Here is a 25,071-nt window from a genome sequence, read left to right on the forward strand (position 1 = left end):
CCTCCGGCAAGCTGTATTACTTATTTGCGCAGCTCCAGAGCTGCCTCGACCAGACCTGCAAACAGCGGGTGCGGGCGAGTCGGGCGGCTGGAGAGCTCAGGGTGAGCCTGCGTTGAAACGTAGTACGGGTGTACTTCCCTTGGCAGTTCAACGAACTCGACCAGGTTGCCATCTGGCGAGGTGCCAGCGAAGACCAGGCCAGCCTCTTCGAGCTGCGCGCGGTACGAGTTGTTGACCTCGTAGCGGTGGCGATGGCGCTCCGCAACCTCGGTCTTGCCGTAGGTCTCAGCCAGAACCGATCCCTCAAGCAGCTTTGCGTCGTACAGGCCCAAACGCATGGTGCCGCCCAGGTCGCCCTTGCCTTCAACGATGTCCAGCTGCTCTTCCATGGTCGCGATGACCGGGGTCGAGGTTTCAGGATCGAATTCGGTGGACGATGCATCGGTGAGGCCAGCCATGTTGCGGGCGTATTCGATGACCATCGACTGCAGTCCCAGGCACAGGCCCAGGGTTGGCAGCTTGTTTTCGCGAGCGAAGCGCAGCGCGCCCAGCTTGCCTTCCAGACCGCGGATGCCGAAGCCACCGGGGACGCAGATTGCCTCTGCACCCTCAAGCGCCTTGGCGGCCCCTGCTTCGGTAGCGCAGTCATCTGCTGGTACCCAGCGGATGTTGACCTTGGCGTTGTTTGCGAACCCGCCGGCACGCAGAGCTTCGGTGACCGACAGGTAGGCGTCGGGCAGATCGATGTACTTGCCCACCAAAGCTACGGTCAGCTCGGTTGCGGGGTTGTGCACGACTTCGAGCAAGCGATCCCATGAAGCCCAGTCGACGTCGCGGAACTTCATCTCCAAGGTCTGGACGATGTAAGCGTCCAGGCCCTGGGAGTGGATGACCTTTGGGATGTCGTAGATGCTTGGAGCATCGGCGCAGTTGATCACTGCTTCGGTGTCCACATCGCAGGTACGGCCGAGCTTGGCGCGCATTTCTGCCGGGATTGGACGGTCCGAGCGGATTACCAGCGAATCTGGCTGGATACCGATCGAACGCAAAGCGGCAACGGAGTGCTGGGTAGGCTTGGTCTTCAGTTCATGGCTTGGGCCGATGAATGGAACCAGGGAAACGTGTACGAAGAATGCGTTCTTGCGGCCGATGTCCTGGCGGACCTGGCGTGCTGCTTCGAGGAATGGCTGGGATTCGATATCGCCGACGGTGCCACCGATTTCGGTGATGATCACGTCAGGTGCCGACTTGCCGGCCCCTGGTTCGGTTGCTGCCAAGCGCATACGACGCTTGATCTCATCGGTGATGTGAGGGATGACCTGAACGGTATCGCCGAGGTATTCACCGCGACGTTCGCGTTCAAGAACGGTCGAGTAGACCTGTCCGGTGGTCACGTTGGCGGTACCCGGAAGGTTCTCATCCAGGAAACGCTCATAGTGTCCGATATCCAGATCGGTTTCTGCGCCATCGTCAGTAACGAAGACTTCACCGTGCTGGAAGGGGTTCATAGTACCTGGATCGACGTTCAGGTACGGGTCGAGCTTCTGCATGGTCACTGAGAGACCACGAGCTCGAAGTAGATGTCCAAGGCTGGATGCCGTCAATCCCTTACCCAGGGAAGAGGCCACACCGCCGGTGACGAAGATATGCTTTGTCGTTTCAGACGACCGAGAATCACGAGTTGAATTACGCTGCACCACGGGATTTCATCCTATCACCATTCCAATATTTCGCATCCTCATAAGACTCTAGTGCACCTCCGGCCAATGCCCTAGCATTGCCGTAATTCAGGGGCTCACCAAGACTTTTAGGCTTTCGCCATTTTCTTGGAGGTGAGCGATGACACTAGGTTCTGCGCTTCTTCAAGCAACTCCTCAGCATGCGCCTGCGCCGTGCCGGATTCCTCTTGGCCGGCGAGCATGCGCGCAAGTTCCTTGACGCGGGCTTCCTGATCCAAGCTGATGACATCGCTGGCAGTGTAGCCAGCTCCCGCCTTCGACTTGGCATCTGAATTCTTGATCACACGAATGTGCCGATCCGCATAGGCGGCCACCTGGGGCAGGTGGGTCACGACGATGACCTGCACATGCTTTGCCAGCATCGCCAGGCGCTCGCCAATGGCCACCGCCGCTTTGCCACCCACGCCCTGGTCCACCTCGTCAAAGACGAAGGTCGGCACCGGGTCGACCGCCGCTAGGACGACTTCAATGGCCAGCATGACGCGGGAGAGCTCGCCGCCGCTGGCACCCTTGCCCAGCGGTCGCGGCGAGGCTCCGGCATGCGGGGCCAGCAGCATGGAAATCGCGTCCTGGCCGAAGGCACCTGGTTCTTCCAGTTCCTTCACCTCGATGACGAGCTTGGCATCCGGCATCGCCAGGGCCTTGAGCTCGGCTGAAACCTGCGCGGAGAGTTTCTTGGCAGCCTTGCGGCGCGCGTCGGAGAGGTCCGAGGCCAGCGAGGCCACCTTGTGCTCCAATTCAACGACTTCTGTTTCCAGCTCCTCGATGCGCGAGTCATCCCCACCGAGTTCTTCCAGACGGGTACGGGATTCGGCAGCCCAGGCGAGCACCTGATCAATGCTCGGTGCATACTTGCGCATGAGCTTGCTCAAATCGGCACGGCGGGCTTCAATCTGCGCCAAGCGCTCCGGGCCTTCTTCATCGAGGTCGGCAACGTAGGCGGCAAGATCATTGGAGAGTTCCGAGGCGAGAATGCCCAGTTCCGCTGCCCGCTCCGCGAAGGCGGCCAGCGCAGTGTCATCGTCACTGGCCTGGGCCAGCACGCCGCGGGCGGTCTCCACCAGGGTGGTAACGCCCGGGTTCTCGAAATCCTCCGAGTCGATGACGGCTTGCGCCTGCCGGCCGGCGGTGCGCAGGGACTCGACATTGCCCAGCTTCATGGATTGCTCGCGCAAGGCTTCGTCCTCGCCCGGCTGCGGATCCAGGGAATCGATCTCGTCCAGCGCCAGGCGCAAGTTCTCTGCTTCGCGAACACGGTTGCGCGATTCGGTTTTGAGCCCCGCCAGCTCCTTGGAAGCCGATCGCCACTGGCGGTAGGCTCGCTGGTAGTTGCTTAGCGTGCGCGACAGCGAGCTGCCAGCAAAGCGGTCCAGGGCATCGCGTTGGGCTACCGGCTCTTTCAGGCGAATCTGGTCCGACTGGCCATGGACGGCCACCAGATCGTGCCCCAGCTCGGCCAGCAGGCCGACAGGGGCGCTGCGTCCGCCGATGGTGGTGCGTGAACGGCCTTGGGCCGAGAGCGAGCGTGAAAGCAGCAGTTCGCTGTTCTCCCCTGCTGGTTCGATGAATGCGCCTGCTTGGCCTGCGGCATCGAGCACATGGTGATCTGGCGGCAAGTGCACCACGGCTTCAGCCAGGGCGTGCTTGGCGCCGTTGCGCACCGCACCGGCATCGGCCCGGCGCCCGAGCAGCAGGGACAAGGCGGTGATCACCATGGTCTTGCCAGCGCCGGTTTCACCCGTGACTACCGTGAGTCCCGGACCAAGCGGAAGCGTGGCCTCGGTGATCACCCCAAGGTTGGATATCTGGATTTCCTGAATCAATGCCTGCTCCCGAATGTCGAGTTCAAGTCGTACCGTGCGCTTTTAGTATATGTGTTCTAACCCTATTTTTCGTAACTATGTTCGAGCGTGTGGAAAGTTTTTCTTCGAGGCCGCTATTCAGTCCTGGTCCTCGGGGCGTCCCACCATGGGAATGCCCGGTTCATCGCGGTAATGCGGATCGACGCTTTGCAGGCCTGGTCCGATCACCGGCAGTGCCGTAGTGGCCGGACGGCGCGCCTCTTCCTTCGCTGGTCCGCGCCAACCGGTAATGGGCAGCTCGAACTTGTTGACCAGGCGCTCGGAAAACGGCGTCGTGTTCAATCGCGCCATGTACACCGGGCGGTCGCTGCGCGTTACTTCCACACGGGCTCCCGGCGGCAGCTCGATGGTGCGCCGTCCATCGCACCAGAGCACGGCCCCGGCATCGGTGCGGGTCAGCATTTCGACGGCCATGATCGAATCCGGGGAAATGACCAAGGGCTTGGCGAACAGTGCGTGCGCGGAGATCGGCACCATGATCAGCGCCGCCACGTCCGGCCAGACCACCGGGCCGCCGGCGGAGAAGGAGTACGCGGTGGAACCGGTAGGCGTGGCCATCACGACACCATCGCAACCGAAGGTGGAGATCGGCCTGCCGTCGACCTCGATCACGACCTCGACCATGCGTTCGCGGTTGGCCTTTTCCACCGCGGCCTCGTTCAAGGCCCAGGTCTCGGCGAGGCAGACGTTGTCCAGCCACACCTTGACCTCCATGGTCATGCGTTCTTCCACGGTGTAGGTCTCATTGACCAGTGCTTCCACGGTGGAGGCCAGTTCGCTGCGTTCAGCTTCGGCGAGGAAACCCACATGCCCGAGGTTTACCCCCACCAGCGGCATCGGGGATTCCCGCACCAATTCCGCGGCACGCAACACGGAGCCATCGCCACCGAGCACCACGCCCATGTCGACGTCCTCGATCTGGCAATCCTCGCCGAGCACCTGCACCGAAGGCACAGCCGCGCCGATCGCTTCGGTCATCGCCAGCTGGTCCTTGCCGCGCATCACCGGGATAGCTCCGGCGGCGTTGAGCAGGGCGCAGGTTTCTATGGCCGCGGTGATCGCTTCTTGGCGTCCGGTATGGGTGAAAATCAGGATTCGGCGCAAGGCGGTCGGCCCCTCTCAGCATCGCGAGGTGCAAAATGACCGTGGTTATCGACCACGGCTAAAACACGTCACTACTAAGAATAGTCAACATCCTGCCCGATGCGTGGAACATCGGCAGGCTGTGGATCCTCTCCTGCGGCAAGCCAAAGGAAGAATTCGACATTGCCGTCCTGTCCCGGCAGCGGGCTGCGTGCCAGCCCGCGCAGGTGCAGTCCCGCGGCTTGCGCGCTGGCGACCACCGCTTCAACGGAGCTGCGGCGCAGGGCGGGATCGGTGACCACGCCGGTGCGGTTCAGGTGTTCGCGCCCGACCTCGAACTGCGGCTTGACCATCAGCAGCAGGAAGCCGCCGTCCTTGGCGGCCCCGGCCAAGGCGTCGATCACCAGGCGCAGCGAAATAAAGGACAAGTCGGCTACTACGAGGTCGACTGGTCCCCCAATATCTTCGGGGGCCAGATAGCGGACGTTCAGTCCTTCGTGGACCGTGACGCGGGGGTCTTCGCGCAGCTCGTCGACCAGCTGGCCATGGCCTACATCGGCTGCGACCACAGATTTCGCACCGCGGCGCAACAGCACGTCGGTGAAGCCGCCGGTCGAGGCACCGGCGTCCAGGCAGTGCAGGCCAGCGGGGTCAATAGTCGTAAAAGCATCTAGGGCTCCGGCGAGCTTATGCCCGGCACGGGAGACGTATTCTTCGCCTTCGCTGGGCACCAGCGCCAGCTCATCGGTGGCGGAAACCTTCTTGGCGGCCTTGGTGGCGGCCTGCCCGTTCAGCAGCACCCGCTGGGCATCGATCAGCTTGGCTGCTTCGGTGCGCGAGCGCGCCAGCCCACGGGTGACAAGTTCTTGATCCAGGCGATTCACGCGCCGTGCTCCGTACGATTCAGTTCTTGCTGCAGGCCGGCGAGCAGTTGCTCATAGATTCCGGCATGCTCGGTAATGTCATGGTCGGCCAGGGAAGACAGCGCCTGCTCCACTGCTGCATCATCCGGCCCGCGAGGGCCAGGGCTCGGAAGAGGATTCTGCGGCTGCATGCTTAGCCCCGGATCTTGCGCAGGGCATCGAGCCCGCGTTCGGTAAACCGGATTTCCGGTTCTTCGTGCCCCGACTGGCGCGGATGGGCCAGCCACCAGGCATGGCAGGCGGCGCGCCAGGCATTCAGGTCCTGGTCGCTGCCCGAGACTTCGATCGCGCCGTTATCGACCTTGGCAACCGCGTCGCCGACCTGCACGCCGTAGCCCAGTACCTTGATGGTCGGGTACGGCCGGTACAGATCAGCCATCGAATTGATGAGGTAGTTGGGGCGCTGCTCGACCGGTGCGCCCAGTGCTGTGCGCGGAGTGTCCACACCGGTCAGCACCAGCGCGGTGGAGAACCCGGCACGGAAGCCTCCAAGGATGTCGGTATCCAGGCGGTCGCCGACGACCAGCGGGCGCTGGGAATCCAGTCGGTCCGCGGCCCGAGCGAACAGGTAGGATTCGGGTTTGCCCGCCACGCGTGGTTCCACGCTCGTGGCCAGTTTCACCGCATTGACCAGCGATCCGTTGCCCGGGGCCAGGCCCTCGGCGCGCGGAATCGTCAGGTCGGTGTTGGTGGCAACCCATTGGGCACCGTGATTGATCGCGTAGCTGGCCTCGGCCAGGTTCTTCCACGAGATGTCCGGGTCGAACCCCTGGATCACCGCTACGGGTTCTTCCTTATGGGATTCGACGACTTCCAACCCGCGCACGGCAATGCATTCGCGCAGGTAGGGGGAACCCACCACCAAAACCTTGGATCCCGGATTCAATTCGCGGGCCAGCATCTCCGCACCGGCGTCGGCAGAACCGAAAACCTGCTCAGCGCTGGTTTTCACGCCCAGCTGGCGCAGGTGGGCCGCGACGGACATCGGCGAACGCCCAGCATTGTTGGTAATGAACGCCAAGGTGACATTCACTTCTGCGAGGGTGTTCAGCGACTCCACGGCGTCGTCAATGGCGTTCGGGCCAGCATAGACGACGCCGTCCAAGTCGGAGAGGACGGAATCAAATCCGGAAATCAGCATTCGGTGGTGGTTCCTACTACTTGAGGTGTTTGGCTACTACGCCAAAGCTTACTTCGCCGATTCTTCTTCCACGTCAGCTTCGCCAGCTTCCGTGTCGGATTCGATGACTTCGTTCAGGTCATCTTCCTCGTCGATGCCGGTCTGCTCGGCTTCTGCCTCTTCTGCTTCTTCGGCCTCGGCTTCTGCATCTGCTTCTTCAGCCTCGGCGTCGGCATCTGCTTCTTCAGCTTCCGAAGGCTCGATCAGATCCTTGGCGCGTGGGGTTTCCTCTTCCTCATCCATCTCCGGAGCCAGGTCCATGATGAAGGATTCGGTTTCACGCTCGATGCCCAGGGCGCTTTCTGCAACCTCGACCTGAGCGTTCCAGCGCTTCGCGTCTTCTGCACGGCCGGCAGCCGACAGCAGATCAGCGTAGGCAGTGAACAAACGTGGGCTGAAGGAGAAGGCACGGTTGAAGTTCAGCTGTTCCAGCGACTCCAGCTCAGCCAGTGCCTTATCCAGCTTGCCCAAGTCACCATACGAACCGGCAGCAACCATCTGCATTTCAACCTTGACGGCGCTTTCCAGATTGGCGCATTCCTCGGACTGGGCGAGCTCGATTGCCTTCTCTGGGCGGCCCAGGCCACGCAGCGAGTCAGCGATCAATGGCAGGTTGTAGTCCGAACCGGAAATACGACGGTGGGTACGCAGTTCGCGCAGTGCATCGGCGTACTTGCCAGCGTGGTAGGCAGCGATGCCAACGGCCTCGCGAACCACCGCGACACGGCCGCCGCGGCGCGATGCTGCCAGGGTGTGCTCGTATGCCAGCTCTGGGTCGTCTTCCAGCAGGCGGCCAGCCATCACCAGGTGCTTTGCGACCCAGCTTGCCGAGCGCTCTTCGAGGTAACGCAGCTGGGCGCGTGCTACGCGGTCCAACTCCTTACCGGTAACATCCTCATCGATATCTGGGGACTGTTCACGATCGGCACGGTTCGAGATGCGAAGATCGCCAGGATTATGTGCGCGCGGTGCGTCACCGCGCTTATCAGCAAAGCGGTCTTCACGTGCTGGGTACTCACCCTTCGAGCGACGGTCGTCGGCACGCTTGAAGCCACCATCACGGTTGTCATCACGCTTGAAGCCACCGCCACGGTTGTCATCACGCTTGAAGCCGCCACGGTCGTCATTGCGGAAACCGCCACCACGGTTGTCATCACGCTTGAAGCCACCGCCACGGTTGTCATCGCGACGCTCGCCGCGGAAACCACCACGGTCTTCATTGCGGAAACCGCCACCGCGGTTGTCGTCACGCTTGAAGCCGCCACGGTCATCATTGCGGAAACCGCCACCGCGGTTGTCATCACGCTTGAAGCCGCCACCGCGGTTGTCATCACGCTTGAAGCCGCCACGGTCATCATTGCGGAAACCGCCACCGCGGTTGTCATCACGCTTGAAGCCACCGCCACGGTTGTCGTCACGCTTGAAGCCACCGCCACGGTTGTCGTCACGCTTGAAGCCGCCACCGCGGTTGTCGTCACGCTTGAAGCCACCGCCACGGTTGTCATCACGCTTGAAGCCACCGCCACGGTTGTCGTCACGCTTGAAGCCACCGCCACGGTTGTCGTCACGCTTGAAGCCGCCACCGCGGTTGTCGTCACGCTTGAAGCCACCGCCACGGTTGTCATCACGCTTGAAGCCACCGCCACGGTTGTCATCACGCTTGAAGCCACCGCCACGGAAACCACCACGGTCATCATTGCGGAAGCCACCGCCACGGTTGTCATCGCGACGCTCGCCGCGGAAACCACCACGGTCATCATTGCGGAAACCGCCACCGCGGTTATCGTCACGCTTGAAGCCACCACCACGGTTGTCATCACGCTTGAAGCCACCACCACGGTTGTCGTCGCGCTTGAAGTCACCGCCGCGGTCAGCATTACGGTCACCGCGGAAGCCACCACGGTTATCGTCGGTGCGCTTGAAATCACTACGGTCGTCGCGACGCTTGAAGCCATCGCGGGAGTTGTTGCGGTTTGAATCTGAGTTCCGGAAGTCGCCTCGTCCGTTGTCGGAGTTACGGCGGAATTCGTTAGACATCTAATGTCCCCTTCAGCGGCTATCTCAATACCGCAACCTTCGTGTTTGCCTTTGCAAATCACTTCACTATTAACTATTCAGCATGCCCTCGAGGCATGTACATCTAAATTCAAGTCTACGGGAGGCACGAGTCATACCATAGGGAAACGGGTCCAATGTGGCAAGACACTCAGTGGCGGCCCTAAGGTTGTCCCCCAGCCATCGACGCATGCGTAGCCGATCGAAGCCCCTTGATAGATTCAACTCTTCTAAAAGGGGTTAACGACAAAAAGGGCCCAGCATGAAACTGAACCCATAGGCTGTAGCAAGTCGATTACCAGGGGACGGGTTAAACAGGTGAGGCCCCGGCACCAAACGGTACCAGGGCCTCAAACCATCTACTCAAGTTAAGTCCGGCGGTGACCTACTCTCCCACACCCTCACGAGTGCAGTACCATCGGCGCAGTGGGCCTTAGCTTCCGGGTTCGGTATGGGACCGGGCGTTTCCCCCACGCTATGACCGCCGTAACAATCACGAAGCACACAAACCAAAACGTTTCCTGGTCAATGTTTTCCGGTGCTACAAAGTCTTGTAACTCATCTTGCATTTGCTGGTTAGAGGTTGTTGTCTCGTAACCGCATAGTGAACGCGAACAGCATTGAAATCATCAGTTCAAATATTGTTTTATTGTGTGTTGAAAGTCATCGGCCTATTAGTACAGGTCAGCTACACAAGTCTTTAGTCCTTGCTTCCACATCCTGCCTATCAACCCAGTGGTCTAGCTGGGGGCCTCTCACACTCAAGGTGCATGGAAATCTCATCTCGAAGCAGGCTTCCCGCTTAGATGCTTTCAGCGGTTATCCCTTCCAAACGTAGCTAATCAGCGATGCACTTGGCAGTACAACTGACACACCAGAGGTTCGTCCGTCCCGGTCCTCTCGTACTAAGGACAGCCCTTCTCAAATTTCCAACGCGCGCAGCGGATAGGGACCGAACTGTCTCACGACGTTCTAAACCCAGCTCGCGTACCGCTTTAATGGGCGAACAGCCCAACCCTTGGGACCTACTCCAGCCCCAGGATGCGACGAGCCGACATCGAGGTGCCAAACCATGCCGTCGATATGGACTCTTGGGCAAGATCAGCCTGTTATCCCCGAGGTACCTTTTATCCGTTGAGCGACGGCCCTTCCACGAGGTGCCGCCGGATCACTAGTCCCGACTTTCGTCCCTGCTCGAGCTGTCACTCTCACAGTCAAGCTCCCTTGTGCACTTACACTCGACACCTGATTGCCAACCAGGCTGAGGGAACCTTTGGGCGCCTCCGTTACATTTTAGGAGGCAACCGCCCCAGTTAAACTACCCATCAGGCACTGTCCCTGAACCAGATCATGGTCCGAAGTTAGGTGACCGGTACAGCCAGAGTGGTATTTCAACGATGACTCCACCTGAACTAGCGTCCAAGCTTCACAGTCTCCCACCTATCCTACACAAGCTGCACCGAACACCAATACCAAACTATAGTAAAGGTCTCGGGGTCTTTCCGTCCTGCTGCGCGTAACGAGCATCTTTACTCGTACTGCAATTTCGCCGAGTTCATGGTTGAGACAGCGGGGAAGTCGTTACTCCATTCGTGCAGGTCGGAACTTACCCGACAAGGAATTTCGCTACCTTAGGATGGTTATAGTTACCACCGCCGTTTACTGGGGCTTAAATTCTCAGCTTCGCATTACTGCTAACCAGTCCTCTTAACCTTCCAGCACCGGGCAGGAGTCAGTCCGTATACATCGTCTTGCGACTTCGCACGGACCTGTGTTTTTAGTAAACAGTCGCTTCCCCCTGGTCTCTGCGGCCCACACCCGCATCAGAGAAGCAAGTTCTCATCACGGGGCAGGCCCCCCTTCTTCCGAAGTTACGGGGGCATTTTGCCGAGTTCCTTAACCATGATTCTCTCGATCGCCTTAGTATTCTCTACCTGATCACCTGTGTCGGTTTGGGGTACGGGCGGACTTGGACCTCGCGCCGATGCTTTTCTAGGCAGCATAGGATCACCGAATCACCCCGAAAACGGGGCGCCTATCAGGTCTCAGAAACATGAGCGGCGGATTTGCCAACCACTCTTCCTACACCCTTGGACCAGGTCAATTCCATTGCCTGGCTCGGCTACCTTCCTGCGTCACACCTGTTAATACGCTGACCTCACTGCATCGGTTCCCACCACATCAACCAGCAAGATACCCGAAGGCACCAACAGCTAGCGTCAATCATGGTTAGCATCCACAGCTCAGTATGGGCGGTCCTTCGCCGGTACGGGAATATCAACCCGTTGTCCATCGACTACGCCTGTCGGCCTCGCCTTAGGTCCCGACTAACCCAGGGCAGATTAGCTTAACCCTGGAACCCTTGATCATTCGGCGGACGGGTTTCTCACCCGTCATTCGCTACTCATGCCTGCATTCTCACTCGTGTGGCCTCCACCGCTGGTTTACACCGCGACTTCACCGTCCACACGACGCTCCCCTACCCATCCAAACACCCAATCGAAACCAGGTTAATATTTGAATGACGCAACTTCGGCGGTGTGCTTGAGCCCCGCTACATTATCGGCGCGGAATCACTTGACCAGTGAGCTATTACGCACTCTTTCAAGGGTGGCTGCTTCTAAGCCAACCTCCTGGTTGTCACAGCAACTCCACATCCTTTTCCACTTAGCACACGCTTAGGGGCCTTAGTTGGCGTTCTGGGCTGTTTCCCTCTCGACTATGAAGCTTATCCCCCACAGTCTCACTGCTGCGCTCTCACTTGCCGGCATTCGGAGTTTGGCTAAGGTCAGTAACCTTGTAGGGCCCATCGCCTATCCAGTAGCTCTACCTCCAGCAAGAAACACGCAACGCTGCACCTAAATGCATTTCGGGGAGAACCAGCTATCACGAAGTTTGATTGGCCTTTCACCCCTACCCACAGCTCATCCCCTCCATTTTCAACTGAAGTGGGTTCGGTCCTCCACACGCTCTTACACGCGCTTCAACCTGGCCATGGGTAGATCACTTCGCTTCGGGTCTAGATCACGCCACTCAAACGCCCTATTCAGACTCGCTTTCGCTACGGCTTCCCCACACGGGTTAACCTCGCGACGTAACACTAACTCGCAGGCTCATTCTTCAAAAGGCACGCCATCACCAGGGAACAAGTCCCCAGCTCTAACGGATTGTAAGCGCACGGTTTCAGGTACTATTTCACTCCCCTCCCGGGGTACTTTTCACCATTCCCTCACGGTACTGATTCACTATCGGTCATCAAGTAGTATTCAGGCTTACCAGGTGGTCCTGGCAGATTCACACAAGGTTTCACGGGCCCCGTGCTACTCGGGTATCAACACTAGAACGGCAGACACGCATTACACCTACGGGACTATCACCCTCTATGGTCCGGCATTCCAACCGATTCACCTATACGCCTGCACCTCATCCCACCAGCAAGATAGCGCTGGTACATGCCGACCCCACAACCCCGGTGATGCAACGCCTATCCGCTATCACACACCAACCGGTTTAGCCCCATCCGCGTTCGCTCGCCACTACTAACGGAATCACTGTTGTTTTCTCTTCCTGCGGGTACTGAGATGTTTCACTTCCCCGCGTTCCCTCCACACAGCCTATACATTCAGCTGCAGGTCACACCACATAACATGGTGCGGGGTTCCCCCATTCGGAAATCCTGGTCTCAACGTCCGGTTATCGACTCCACCAGGCTTATCGCAGATTCCCACGTCCTTCATCGGCTCTTGATGCCAAGGCATCCACCGTGCGCCCTTAAAAACTTCAACACAACATCAAAGTCAAAAGATATGAGCAATAAAACAATCTAACAAAATCACGCAGACAAGACTCCAACACCAGGCAATCCAAGGAAAAGGACTACCCAGCTCATCTCATCTGCAAGATGCTCGCGTTCACTATACAGTTCCCAAACAACAACCCCGCACCCCCGCAACAACACCCCAAAACCAACACCAACCAAAGGCCAGCATCAATCCAACAGGACATCCTTGCAGCAAACACAGGACAAACACCGAAACACCAAGAACCCCTCACCCAAGCGAACACCACCAGGACCCTCCCCACAGGAAGAACCCCAGCAACCATTCACCAGGAAAGGAGGCTTGTTGCCTCAAAACCCAACAGCATGCCAAACCATACAAACCACGCAACACCCACACACCGCATTCCAGCACCGCAAGAAGAAAACCCCCTGCAATGCGTACTAGCAGATGCCCAAGCACCACGCGGCCACAGCCAATACCCCGCACCAGCATCAGCCAGCACGTTTTCCGGTATTGAGTCCATTGATATTCCACCCATGAGCAACCCACCCGGACAACACTCGTGTCCAGCATGGGCAACCAATAATGGTTAGCTCCTTAGAAAGGAGGTGATCCAGCCGCACCTTCCGGTACGGCTACCTTGTTACGACTTAGTCCCAATCGCCAGTCCCACCTTCGACGACTCCCCCCACACAAGGTGGTTAGGCCATCGGCTTCGGGTGTTACCAACTTTCGTGACTTGACGGGCGGTGTGTACAAGGCCCGGGAACGTATTCACCGCAGCGTTGCTGATCTGCGATTACTAGCGACTCCGACTTCATGGGGTCGAGTTGCAGACCCCAATCCGAACTGAGACCGGCTTTTAGGGATTAGCTCCACCTCACAGTATCGCAACCCATTGTACCGGCCATTGTAGCATGCGTGAAGCCCAAGACATAAGGGGCATGATGATTTGACGTCATCCCCACCTTCCTCCGAGTTGACCCCGGCAGTCTCCCATGAGTCCCCACCTTTACGTGCTGGCAACATGGAACGAGGGTTGCGCTCGTTGCGGGACTTAACCCAACATCTCACGACACGAGCTGACGACAACCATGCACCACCTGTGAACCAGCCCCGAAGGGAAACCCCATCTCTGAGGCGGTCTGGCACATGTCAAGCCTTGGTAAGGTTCTTCGCGTTGCATCGAATTAATCCGCATGCTCCGCCGCTTGTGCGGGCCCCCGTCAATTCCTTTGAGTTTTAGCCTTGCGGCCGTACTCCCCAGGCGGGGCACTTAATGCGTTAGCTACGGCGCGGAAAACGTGGAATGTCCCCCACACCTAGTGCCCAACGTTTACGGCATGGACTACCAGGGTATCTAATCCTGTTCGCTCCCCATGCTTTCGCTCCTCAGCGTCAGTAAATGCCCAGAGACCTGCCTTCGCCATCGGTGTTCCTCCTGATATCTGCGCATTTCACCGCTACACCAGGAATTCCAGTCTCCCCTACATCACTCTAGTCTGCCCGTACCCACCGCAGATCCGAGGTTGAGCCTCGGACTTTCACGGCAGACGCGACAAACCGCCTACGAGCTCTTTACGCCCAATAAATCCGGATAACGCTTGCGCCCTACGTATTACCGCGGCTGCTGGCACGTAGTTAGCCGGCGCTTCTTCTGCAGGTACCGTCACTTTCGCTTCTTCCCTACTGAAAGAGGTTTACAACCCGAAGGCCGTCATCCCTCACGCGGCGTCGCTGCATCAGGCTTTCGCCCATTGTGCAATATTCCCCACTGCTGCCTCCCGTAGGAGTCTGGGCCGTGTCTCAGTCCCAGTGTGGCCGGTCACCCTCTCAGGCCGGCTACCCGTCGTCGCCTTGGTGAGCCATTACCTCACCAACAAGCTGATAGGCCGCGAGTCCATCCCCCACCGATAAATCTTTCCACCAACAACCATGCGGTCAAAGGTAATATCCGGTATTAGACCCAGTTTCCCGGGCTTATCCCAGAGTCGGGGGCAGGTTACTCACGTGTTACTCACCCGTTCGCCACTAATCCACCCAGCAAGCTGGGCTTCATCGTTCGACTTGCATGTGTTAAGCACGCCGCCAGCGTTCATCCTGAGCCAGGATCAAACTCTCCATAAAAAAATAAAAAGCCACCGGCAACCCCTTGGAAAATAAGGGCGAAGCCAATGAAGTCCTGGCGAATAATAAAACACTCAAGAACACTGCACGGGGGTGCAATGCCTCAAGCAAATGTTATGTATTCACCAAATAAAAATATTCGGTATCAACAAACTTGGCACACTATTGAGTTCTCAAACAACAAACACTCTCGACACCACAACCACCAATCCTTCGATGACTGCTTCGCTCCGGAGCAACTTTACAAGCTTACCACCAAGTTGACCGTTGTCAACTCGACGTTTCAGTCTTGTTCACCCCGCCGTTTCCGTTTCGCCCTCTCAGGCTGTCCGGATCAGCGGCGCGAGATAAAACTCTACACGGGTTCAGCCACGACGCAAAATCGGCCTCCGGGTCGAATTTCAGCCACTAATCCCAACTTGACTAGGGATTATCATAATTAGGTACAACAAAACCGCCGGAAAAGTGTCTTGGTTCACAAGCTTTTCCGGCGGTTTCGTGTAGTGCGGTAGTTACTGGGCCCTACTTGGCCAGTTCAGCCACTGCCATGTTCTTCTTGCCGCGGCGCACGATCGCGTAGCGGCCATGCAGGAAGTCCGCCTCGGCCAGTTCAGTTTCGATGCCGCCAACCTTGCCGTTATTGACGTAGGCGCCACCTTCAGTGACCGTACGGCGTGCTTCGGACAATGACTTGCTCAGGCCCGAGGCAACCAGGACATTCAAAATGCCCAGATCGTCCGCAGCAACCTTCGCCGAAGGCAGCTCCGCGATAACCGATTCCAAGGTAGGAAGATCAATCGCGCCCAGATCGCCATTGCCGAAGACCGCAGCCGAAGCGGCGATCACCTGCTCGGTAGCCTCCACACCGTGAACCAGGGAAGTGACTTCCCAGGCCAAGGTGCGCTGGGCGACGCGCTTGAACGGGCGCTCTGCAACTTCGGTTGCCAGTTCCGCGATCTGCTCGCGGGTCAGGAAGGTGAATACCTTCAAGCGGTCGATCACATCCGCGTCGGAGGTGTTCAGCCAGAACTGGTAGAAGGTGTACGGGCTGCACATTTCGGCATCCAGCCAGATGGCGTTGCCCTCGGACTTGCCGAACTTGGTGCCGTCGGAGTTGGTGATCAGCGGGGTGCCGTAGGCGTGCACCGAGTTGCCCTGGACCTTGCGGATCAGGTCGGTGCCGCTGGTCAGGTTGCCCCACTGGTCCGAGCCGCCGGTCTGCAGGGTGCAGCCGTACTGGCGGTTCAGCTCCAGGAAGTCGTAGCCCTGCAGCACCTGGTAGGAGAACTCGGTGTAGCTGATGCCCTCGTCGGAGTTCAGTCGCGCGGCGACGATCTCCTTCTTGATCATCGTGCCCACACGGAAGTACTTGCCCACATCGCGCAAGAAGTCCAAGGCCGACAGCTGCTGCGTCCAGTCCAGGTTGTTGACCAGCTGCACCGCGTTCTCGCCCTCATCGGAGAGGAAGCGGGAAACCTGCGCCTGGAGCTTGGCGACCCACTCGGTCACCGTCTCCCTGGTGTTCAAGGTGCGCTCCGCAGTTTGGCGCGGGTCGCCGATCAGGCCGGTGGAACCGCCAACCAGGGCCAGCGGCTTGTGGCCGGCCAGCTGCAGGCGGCGCATATTCAGCAACTGCACCAGGTTGCCCAGATGCAGGGACGGCGCAGTCGGATCGAACCCGCAATAGTAGGTCACAGACTCTTCGGACAGGGCTCGTTCCAGCTCGGTTTCGTCGGTGGACACGTGCACCAGGCCGCGCCACTTGAGTTCCTGCCAGACGTTCTCGAAAGATGCGTCGTTGCTCTGTCCCGCAATCACGGGATTCTGCTTCGTATCAGACATGCTCACTGTGACCATTTTCTGTCTTCGTTCTGCCCCGAGTGCCCGCGTTGCTGCTTGCGTGCACCTGTGATCGCACCGGGAGTTGGGGTTGCCTTCCCGGCGCATGGGTTTAAGGTTATCGCTTGGTGGCAGGCTCGTGCCACTTCCCCGGCCCGCCCCTTGGTCACATAGCCGACCCCGCGGTGCGCTGCTAGCTTTCCAGGCCTTCAGGCAGTTCGCGGGTGTGGACCACGCGCAGGCGCTGGGTGGTACGGGTCATCGCCACATACAAATCGCCCACGCCGCCGTCCACCTCGTCGACCAGCTCGGCCGGTTCCAGGATCAGCACGCCGTCGAATTCCAGGCCCTTGGACTCGCGCGCGGTGATCACCACGATGTCCTGGCTCAATCCGCCCGAACCGGCGCCAACGCGGTCGCCATGCACGTCCTGGACCGCCGCGCGGATGCGGGCCAGATCCTGCTGAGGCACGATGATCGCCTGCAGTCCCCCGGCCGAGTACTCCAGCTCCTCGCCCAGCGCGGCCAGGACCGCATCCTGGACTTCGGCCTCGGTGGTTTTGGTCAGCACCGGTGGCCAGTCGCCTTCGCGGACCGCCTGCGGGGTGGTGATCCGCAGGCCGGCGGCCTGGGCCACGCGCACCGCCGCGTCGGCGATCTGCGCCGGGGTGCGGTAGTTGACGGTCAGCTCTTCGAGCTCGAAGCGCTCACCGAAGAACGGCTCCAGGGCCTGGGACCAGCTGCTGGCGCCCGAGGCGGCCGAGGTCTGGGCGATGTCGCCCACGATGGTGAAGGACTTCATCGGGCAGCGGCGAACCAGCAGGCGCCACTGCATCGGCGAAAGCTCCTGCGCCTCGTCGACCACGATGTGCCCGTAGGCCCAGGTGCGATCGGCGACGGCGCGTTCAGCGGCCGTGAGCCGGGCCGCAGTTTCCTGGTTCACTCCGGCCACCTGCTCAGCGGTGACCACTCCGTCGATGCCGGCGTTTTCCAGCATGGTGTGCATATTGCGCAGCGCGGCCTTGGCATTTTCCACGTCGGCCTCGTACTGGGCGGTGTGCGTGCCGGCCAGCGGGTCGGCGAACTCGCCGAGCAGCCCGGATGCCTCATCGAGCAGCGGCACATCGGCCTCGGTGAACGGCGAGCCGGCCCGGCGGTACAGGGCGTCGCGGTCCGTTTCCTTCAGGTGCGGGGCCGCGGCGGCCAAAAGGTGCGGGGTGGCGAACAACTCGGCCACCAGCTGCTGCGGGGTCATCGGCATCCAGCACAGGTTCAGCGCCACGCGCACATCGTGCGATTCGCGCACTTCCTGGGGCAGGTAGGAACGGTCGGTGGTCGAGGACTGCCCGGCCGATTCCTCCAGCTTGCGGCGCAACTGCTCGGCCAGGTCCCCCACCAGCACCTTGACGAAGGTTTCGCGGGCCTCGTTGTAGGGCTTGTGGGTGTGGCGGGCTCGTTCGCGCGCGTTCTTGACCATCTTCGGGGTCAGGGTCAGGCGGGTTCCCTCCACGACCAGGGTGCGGGTTTCCGGAATCAGCCGCTGGCGGTTGCGCACCGCAGTGGCGATCACCCTGGCCATGGACAGCTGGCCCTTGAGCCGGGCGACGGTGCGGTTGGTTTCCGGCACGGCGTGGATGCCGTGGTAGAGCTCGCCCACCGAGGACATGACCACGCCGGTCTCGCCCAGCGAGGGCAGTACGCGCTCGATGTAGCGCATGAAGGAAGTGGACGGGCCGACGATCAGCACCCCGGCGTTCTTCAGCCGTTCGCGGTACTCGTAGAGCAGGAACGCCGCGCGGTGCAGGGCGACGGCGGTCTTGCCGGTGCCCGGACCGCCCTGGACCACGACGGCGCCGGGCAGCTGCGCGCGGATGATCGCATCCTGCTCGGCCTGGATGGTGCCGACGATATCGCCCATGCGGCCGGTGCGCTTCTCGCGCAAAGCGGCCATCAGCGCGCCCTCGCCGTGGTGGGTGTGCCCCTCATCCAGCCAGGTCTCGTCGAGCACGTCGTCCTCGATGCCGGCCACGGTCCGGCCCTTGAGCATCAGGTGGCGGCGGCGGCGCACCCCGCGCGGATTCAGCGCGGTCGCCTGGTAGAAGGGGGCCGCTTCGCTGGCGCGCCAGTCGATCATCAGCCGGTTCAGGTCCTCGTCGGACAGGCCGATGCGGCCGATGTAGCGGGGAGTGCCGGAGGATGAGCCGTTGCCGGCTTCCTGCCCCTGGCCGTTGGCTGCCATATCCAGGCGGCCGAAGACCAGGCGGTCCTCGACGGCGTCGAGCTGGGCAATCCGGTCCTCGTAGAGGGTGGCGAAAGAGTCGCGTTCGGACATGTTCTGGAAGGTGCCCACCGCCCCCTGGGCCCGGGTGCGCTCAAGCTGCTCCACCTTTTCGGCGCGCAACTCGTCCAGCCGCGCGTACAGGCGGCCCACATAGTCGGATTCAGCTAACAGATCGGCCTCGATCGTATCGGTCAACCCAGTTTCCCCTCGCGCTCAAAATGTGCCCCTGCGCAAAGCACAGGGCCCTACGTAAAACGGTTCCCACGTAAAAACACAGGACAGATAATGATACGCGCCTTTGGCCCGGCGCAGGTAATCGCGCGCACCGGTGCCAAGCGCTGGCCGGGCCCGCTGCCGGGCTGTTCGCCAGCGGCGTGGAAGCGTGGCGGTTTGTTACCTGCGCGCCGCTTCCCGGCTGCCGCTTCGGCACCGCGCTGCCCGGCTCAGGAGTGGACGACCTGCAAGGAGAGCACCTTGTGCCCCGGCAGCTTGGCCCGTCCTTCGAGGCCATCGAGTTCCAGCACGACGCCGACGCCGGCGATCCTGGCACCGGTCTGCTCCAGCAGGCGGACCGCTGAACCCACGGTGCCGCCGGTGGCCAGCACGTCGTCGAGAATCAGCACGCGGGTGCCCGGGGCGATCTCGTCCTTGTGCACCTCCAGGCAGCTGGTGCCGTATTCCAAGGTGTACTCGTCGCGGTAGACCTCGCGCGGCAGCTTGCCGGCCTTGCGGATGGTCAGCATGCCCTTCCCCGAGGCGTAGGCGGCGGCCGCCGCCAGCACGAAACCGCGGGCTTCGAGGCCCGCGACGATGTCGAACTGCCCCTCGAAGGGGGCGATCAGCTCGTCGACCATGCGGCGCAGGCCGGTCGGGTCGGCGAAGACCGGGGTGAGGTCCTTGAAGGAGATCCCTGGCTGCGGGTAGTCGGGCACGATCTCGCACAGTCGATCCAGCAGGTCGCTAATGCTCTCAGAAGTAGTCACGCCTAGTAATTTTAGTCCCTCCGCGCGCCGCACGCCGCACGATCGTGCATAATCATGAGCACATTTTGGGCGGTGTCCATGCGGTACGGCGGTTAACCATCCAGGCTAGCGGTTCATCAAGCGATCGCTGGGCCAGGGCAGCAGCTGCGGGTCCGCGGCCCCGTCGGCGGCCGCGGTAACCTGCACCGGCCCGGCCGCAGGGCGTCCGGCCATCCATGCGGCCAAGTCGAAATCGGCGCCCGAGAGCACCCACGATTTCGCCCCGTCCCCGAGCACCATCCGGGGTTTGCCATGCGGCTGCAGCACCAGACGGGTTCCTTCCGGAACGCGGGCTTCGAGCGCCCGGAACAGATGCGCGCTGAATGCCGGCGGCCAGCTGGCGGCCGGGCGCAGGAATTCGTCCAGGTCGGTGGCGTGGATCAGCATCTCTCGCCAGGTCGCGTACATCAGGTCCGCGGCCTTGGCCCCCGGGCGGTACCCCACCGGCTGCTCCCACGTGGCTTCGGCACCAGGCAGGGTGGCGCGCAACTGGGCCAACGCGTCGGCGGCCAAGGCGCGCAGGGACTCCGGGCGCATCAGCGCGGTCATGTTGATCGCCTCGATCCGGCCCTCGGCGCCCCCGTCGTACATCAGCGGCGGCCGCTGGGCTCCGGCGTTCTCGAACTGGCGCACGGCGGCCTTCGCGAAGGAGGCCAGATGCGCGATCAGCTGGGCGGTGCTCCAGCCCGGCAGCGAACTGGGCTTGCTGTACTGGGTGTCGGGAACCTCCCGCACCTGTACGGAAAGTTCATCCAATGCGGTGGTGACCTGCGCGATGAGTTCGGCAGGGGCCAGGAGTCGAGTCATGAATCACACTTTAGCGCGAACCGGGCGCAAATGCGCAAGGGCTCGAAGCCGTGGTTAACGCGCAAGCGGCCGCCGGGCAGGATTCTTCCCGCGCGGCGGCCGCTTGGCCCTGCCCGGTGCTACTTGGCCCAGGCCTTGATCTGGTCGAGCTGTCGCTCGAACTCGGCGAGCTGCGCTGCGACCGCGCTCGGGGCGGTGCCGCCCTGGCCGTTGCGGGCGTTCAGCGAACCCTCGGTGGAGAGCACCTCGCGCACCGCCGGGGTCAGGTGCTCGGAGATGCCGGCGTATTCCTCGTCGGTCAGGTCCCACAGTTCCACGCCGCGCGATTCGGCCAGCTGCACCGCAGCGCCGGAGAGCTCGTGGGCATCGCGGAACGGCACGCCCTGGCGGACCAGCCATTCGGCGATGTCGGTCGCCAAGGCGAAGCCCTGCGGGGCCAGATCCGCCATGCGCTCGGTATTGAAGGTCAAGGTGCCCATCATTCCGGCGACCGCCGGCAGCAGGATTTCCAGGGTGTCCGCGGCGTCGAATACCGGTTCCTTGTCTTCCTGCAGGTCGCGGTTGTAGGCCAGGGGCAGGGCCTTGAGGGTAGCCAGCAGGCCGGTCAGGTCGCCGATCAGGCGCCCTGCCTTGCCGCGGGCCAGCTCGGCGATATCGGGGTTCTTCTTCTGCGGCATGATCGAGGAGCCGGTGGAGAAGGAGTCGTGCAGCTTCACGAAGCTGAATTCCTTGGTGGCCCAGAGGATGACCTCCTCCGAGACGCGCGAGAGGTCCACGCCGATCATGGCCGCGATCCAGGAGAATTCGGCGAACACGTCGCGGGCGGCGGTGCCGTCGATCGAGTTGTGCACGGCCGAGTCGAAGCCCAGCTCGGCGGCGACGAAGTTCGGATCCAGGCCCAGAGTCTGGCCGGCCAGCGCACCGGAACCATAGGGCGACACGGCGGCACGCTTGTCCCAGTCGACCAGGCGCTGCACATCGCGCAGCAGCGGCCAGGAGTAGGCCAGCAGCAGGTGCGAGAGCAGGATCGGCTGGGCATGCTGCAGGTGGGTGCGCCCGGGCATCGGCGCATAGGGGTGCGCCTTGGCCTGCTCGACCATCGCGTCAAGGGTGTCGATCACGCCGCGGGCGATGATCCGCGCGTGGTCGCGCAGGAACATCCGGCCCAAGGTGGCGATCTGGTCATTGCGCGACCGGCCGGCGCGCAGCTTGCCGCCCAGGGCGGTGCCGGCGCGCTCCAGCAGGCCGCGTTCCAGCGAGCCGTGGACGTCTTCGTCGGTTGGCGCTGCGACATAGGCCTCGGAGATGACATCGGCTTCGAGCTGGTCCAGGGCAGCGATCATGTCTGCCAGCTCGGCATCGGTGAGCAGGCCCGCGCGGTTCAGCACCTTGGCATGGGCACGGGATCCGGCAATATCGTAGCTGGCCAGGCGCCAGTCGAAGTGGGTGGACTTGCTCAGCGCTGCCATTGCATCCGCTGGGCCGCCGGAGAAGCGACCGCCCCAGAGCGATCCTTCATTTGTTGACGAGGCCATGGCCCGTTCCTTTCTGCCGGAGAAAATTGACGTTGCACCCTACTCTAGCAAAACTTTATGCAATGTAACTCATATTTATGCAACGGTGTGCCGATTCATGCATCACATGCTTATCACTGCGGCCTGCTCTGCGGGGCCTGGCCAGGCTCCGGAACACGCAGGAAACCTTAAGTTTTGCCTCTTCCAGTACTCAGCGCCCGGGCGTATGGTGTGATCATAGAGCCGATACGGAACGTTCTTCGGAGGTACCCAATGGAAATCCAGCTGTACCGGGGTGATATCACCACCCTTCATGTTGATGCCATCGTCAATGCGGCCAATCCTTCGCTGCTCGGTGGAGGCGGCGTCGACGGCGCGATCCATGCAGCTGCTGGTCCCAGCCTGCTGGCCGCCTGCCGGGAAATTCGGGCCAATCGCTACCCCGACGGGATTCCTTCGGGCATTGCCGTCGTCACCAAGGCCGGCAACCTGCATGCCAAGTGGGTCGTCCACACCGCGGCCCCCAACTTGGCGCTGATCAAGCCGAACCCCAAGATCCTCGACGACTGCTTCGTGAACTCCCTGTATGTCGCGGCCCGCCACGAGGCCCACTCGGTCGCGTTCCCGGCGATTGGCGCAGGGGCGTTCGGGTGGGATCCTGAGCAGGTTGCCAGCATCGCCCATGCAGCGATCAGCCGGTGGATCGAGACCAATAAGCATATTTCGCCGATCCACAAGATCATCCTGGTCGCGCATACCGATGAGGTCCAGGCCGCCTTCGAGCGGGCGTTCTCGCTGGATGCCGTGGAGGATATTGCCGCCTGACCGAATCCGAATGGCATTAACGCACGAACTCTGCCGCGCACTCCCAGTCGAGGGCGCGGCAGTTTTGCGAGGTCGGGCAGCTAGGCGCGGGCGAAATAGGTGTTGCGCCGCGGCAGCTGCTGCGGATCCAGATGCTTGGGCAGGATGACATGGGGCAGGCCCTTGATCTTGACCAGTTTCAGGTAGCCGCTGTGGACCATGGTGTGGTGCAGTGCGCAGAGCGGGCAGCAGTCCTGGAGTCGGGTATGGCCGCCCTTGGCCCACGGTTTGAAGTGGTGGAATTCGATCAGTGCCGGGTCTGCCGTGCAGCCTGGGACCAGGCAGCCGCCGTCCCGGTCGCGGGCGGCAAGTTTCATCCAGCGCGGGAAGAGCCGGGCGTCGCGGCCGATATCCATGACCACCCCGTCGGCGTTGTAGATCGGGCTGATCACCTTGGCTTCGCACAGCATGGTGCGCAACTGGGGCGCGGAAATTTGCACGCCGTGCGCGCTGATGCCGGTGAGCGATGCGAGATCCTGGAGATCCTCGAAGCGCGCGTGCACCACGATTTCGGGGGTGATGCGCTTGCCCTGGCTGTCGGGGCCGATATTGCGCAGGATTGCGTTCAGCGCATTGAGCCGGCGTTCGGGCACCGAACAAGTTGCCGGCAAGCCCGGCAGTGGTGTGCCCGGCGGGTTCGGCGGGTCGGGATCTGGCGTGGCATCATCCGCAGGAGCTGGCAGGCCAACGCCCGCCCAGTCCGGAGCAGGTTGGTCGCTGTTCCAGAGGTGCTCCGCGGGTTCTTCCCACCCGGCCTTGCCATCAGGCGCTTGCTCGCCGCCGTCGGATTCCGGGACGGGGTCGGGCTCCGGGACGGGGTGTCCGCTGGAAGACGGCTCTGCGGTATCGCCGTGCTCATCGCCGGAAGGGCTGTCGCTGGCGGCGCCTGCGGCCTGGCGGGCGGCGGCGCCGGCCTTGGTGCGCTTGTTGTCGGCCTGCGTGATCAGCGATTCCCAGAGTTCCGCGTCGATCTCCCGGACACGGACGATGAATTCATGGACCCCGTTGACCACCTTGCTGCGGAAGAGGCCCAGCTTCGGGGTCGTAGCCTGGTCGTGCGCGTCCTTGTACTCCTTGATCAAGCCATTGATGCGCTTCTGCCGGATGCGGATCTGGTCTTCCCTCAGATGCGCGGCGGCATGCTCCTCCAGCAAGGTGCCGTCGGCGGCCTTGGCAGTGGCCGTGGTGGGCAGGCCGTCGAAGGTGGTGTCCTCGGGTTCGAACTTGTCCAGCGCGCGGGCGATTTTCAGCACCTCGCGGGGATCCGGTGTGCTGTGCAGGCCAGGCAGGGACCAGCCGGCCGGCGACAGCAAGGCCTCCGTGGACGGATCTGCGACTGGCGTGCCTGGGGCGGGAGTGCCGGCGAAGTGTTCTGCGAGCAGGGTGAAACGCGGGGCGCAGGCAGCGCCGGCGATATCCTTGCGGGCGTGGACCAGATGGGCATCCTTGACGCGGCGGTCGGCCTCGAAATAATTCACATCCAGCATCTGGGACAGGACGGTGGCCGCATCGAGGTAGAGGGTGCGGCCGGGCGCGAATTGCGCAGGGGCGCTGAAATCGGTGGTGCCCGCGCGCAGGTGGTCGAATTCGGCGAGGTCCAGGGCGTGGGCGGCGCTGGTCTCCACCTGGCTAGCCGCCATGACGACAGTGCGGGCGGCTTGCCGGCTGAAGGCTTCGGCGAAGTGGGCGTGGGCTAGCGCGAGGCGCGGATCGGCGCAGCCCGAGGCCTGGGCGCAGAGGTTCTGGAACAGCAACAGGCACGCGGCTTCGGCGCGCAGCAAGCTGGCGGCGTCCAGCGGGGTGCCGCTGGCCAGCTGCTGCGCCACGGTCCCCAGGCTGGCGGCCAGTGCGGGTCCCGCGGTGCTCGTGGCGCTGGCGCTCTGAAGTGGTTCCATGCCCCGATCATCGGGCGCCATCTCGACCGGCATGGCAAAGCCGCCGCGGACTGTGGAGAAGTTCGCGGCGGCAAGCGCCCGATGGACTGGCGGCGCCG

General features: G+C 61.8%; 14 protein-coding genes, 3 rRNA genes and 1 pseudogene. 1 reads left to right on the plus strand and 17 read right to left on the minus strand.

Annotation, left to right across the window (positions count from 1 at the left end):
* Positions 1-20 precede the first annotated feature (20 nt).
* The 16 genes and pseudogenes from AC1Z36_RS14775 to argH all read right to left on the minus strand — a co-directional run bounded on the left by AC1Z36_RS14775 (position 21) and on the right by argH (position 22,235).
* On the minus strand, positions 21-1,700 hold the full coding sequence (locus AC1Z36_RS14775; protein WP_332487349.1) for a CTP synthase: 1,680 nt from the start codon (positions 1,698-1,700) through the stop codon (positions 21-23).
* 107 nt (positions 1,701-1,807) lie between these two features.
* Complete coding sequence (gene recN, locus AC1Z36_RS14780; protein ID WP_483561424.1) at positions 1,808-3,562, minus strand: DNA repair protein RecN; 1,755 nt, start codon at positions 3,560-3,562, stop codon at positions 1,808-1,810.
* A gap of 117 nt (positions 3,563-3,679) precedes the next feature.
* The gene (locus AC1Z36_RS14785) at positions 3,680-4,705 is read right to left on the minus strand and encodes an NAD kinase (protein ID WP_105659026.1); all 1,026 of its coding nucleotides are present in this window, start codon (positions 4,703-4,705) and stop codon (positions 3,680-3,682) included.
* Between the two features lie 74 nt (positions 4,706-4,779).
* On the minus strand, positions 4,780-5,568 hold the full coding sequence (locus AC1Z36_RS14790) for a TlyA family RNA methyltransferase (protein WP_105659025.1): 789 nt from the start codon (positions 5,566-5,568) through the stop codon (positions 4,780-4,782).
* Positions 5,565-5,738 (minus strand): hypothetical protein, encoded by a 174-nt coding sequence (locus AC1Z36_RS14795; protein ID WP_388063492.1) that lies wholly within the window; start codon positions 5,736-5,738, stop codon positions 5,565-5,567. Before AC1Z36_RS14795 ends, AC1Z36_RS14790 begins: the two co-directional genes overlap by 4 nt.
* Before the next feature lie 2 nt (positions 5,739-5,740).
* Positions 5,741-6,748 carry an HAD-IIA family hydrolase gene (locus AC1Z36_RS14800; protein ID WP_105659024.1) on the minus strand — a complete coding sequence of 336 codons (1,008 nt, stop codon included), beginning with the start codon at positions 6,746-6,748 and terminating at the stop codon, positions 5,741-5,743.
* A 48-nt stretch (positions 6,749-6,796) separates the two neighbouring features.
* On the minus strand, positions 6,797-7,663 hold the full coding sequence (locus AC1Z36_RS14805) for a tetratricopeptide repeat protein (protein ID WP_105659023.1): 867 nt from the start codon (positions 7,661-7,663) through the stop codon (positions 6,797-6,799).
* 318 nt (positions 7,664-7,981) lie between these two features.
* Positions 7,982-8,824: pseudogene (locus tag AC1Z36_RS14810) on the minus strand (hypothetical protein); the annotation flags it as partial.
* Between the two features lie 390 nt (positions 8,825-9,214).
* Positions 9,215-9,331, minus strand: a 5S ribosomal RNA gene (rrf, locus tag AC1Z36_RS14815).
* A gap of 164 nt (positions 9,332-9,495) precedes the next feature.
* Positions 9,496-12,627, minus strand: a 23S ribosomal RNA gene (locus AC1Z36_RS14820).
* Between the two features lie 598 nt (positions 12,628-13,225).
* Positions 13,226-14,751: ribosomal RNA gene (locus AC1Z36_RS14825) — 16S ribosomal RNA — on the minus strand.
* The 16S, 23S and 5S rRNA genes sit together here, the layout of an rRNA operon.
* Positions 14,752-15,273: 522 nt before the next feature.
* Positions 15,274-16,593, minus strand: a complete 1,320-nt coding sequence (tyrS, locus tag AC1Z36_RS14830) for a tyrosine--tRNA ligase (RefSeq protein ID WP_483561425.1) — start codon at positions 16,591-16,593, stop codon at positions 15,274-15,276.
* A 190-nt stretch (positions 16,594-16,783) separates the two neighbouring features.
* Positions 16,784-19,066 (minus strand): HelD family protein, encoded by a 2,283-nt coding sequence (locus tag AC1Z36_RS14835; protein WP_105658123.1) that lies wholly within the window; start codon positions 19,064-19,066, stop codon positions 16,784-16,786.
* Positions 19,067-19,314: 248 nt separating this feature from the next.
* Positions 19,315-19,854, minus strand: coding sequence for an adenine phosphoribosyltransferase (locus AC1Z36_RS14840; protein ID WP_105658124.1), 540 nt, complete (start codon positions 19,852-19,854; stop codon positions 19,315-19,317).
* A 105-nt stretch (positions 19,855-19,959) separates the two neighbouring features.
* On the minus strand, positions 19,960-20,700 hold the full coding sequence (locus AC1Z36_RS14845; protein ID WP_105658125.1) for a maleylpyruvate isomerase family mycothiol-dependent enzyme: 741 nt from the start codon (positions 20,698-20,700) through the stop codon (positions 19,960-19,962).
* A 119-nt stretch (positions 20,701-20,819) separates the two neighbouring features.
* Entirely contained in the window at positions 20,820-22,235 is a 1,416-nt protein-coding gene (gene argH, locus AC1Z36_RS14850) for an argininosuccinate lyase (RefSeq protein WP_105658126.1), read from the minus strand.
* A 252-nt stretch (positions 22,236-22,487) separates the two neighbouring features.
* Here argH and AC1Z36_RS14855 point away from each other — a divergent pair, with 252 nt between their 5' ends.
* Complete coding sequence (locus AC1Z36_RS14855; RefSeq protein WP_105661899.1) at positions 22,488-23,039, plus strand: macro domain-containing protein; 552 nt, start codon at positions 22,488-22,490, stop codon at positions 23,037-23,039.
* Between the two features lie 80 nt (positions 23,040-23,119).
* Here AC1Z36_RS14855 and AC1Z36_RS14860 read toward each other — a convergent pair whose 3' ends face one another.
* Positions 23,120-24,973, minus strand: coding sequence for an HNH endonuclease signature motif containing protein (locus tag AC1Z36_RS14860; protein WP_483561426.1), 1,854 nt, complete (start codon positions 24,971-24,973; stop codon positions 23,120-23,122).
* Between the last annotated feature and the right edge of the window lie 98 nt (positions 24,974-25,071).

The organism is Glutamicibacter sp. BS14 (assembly GCF_056934375.1).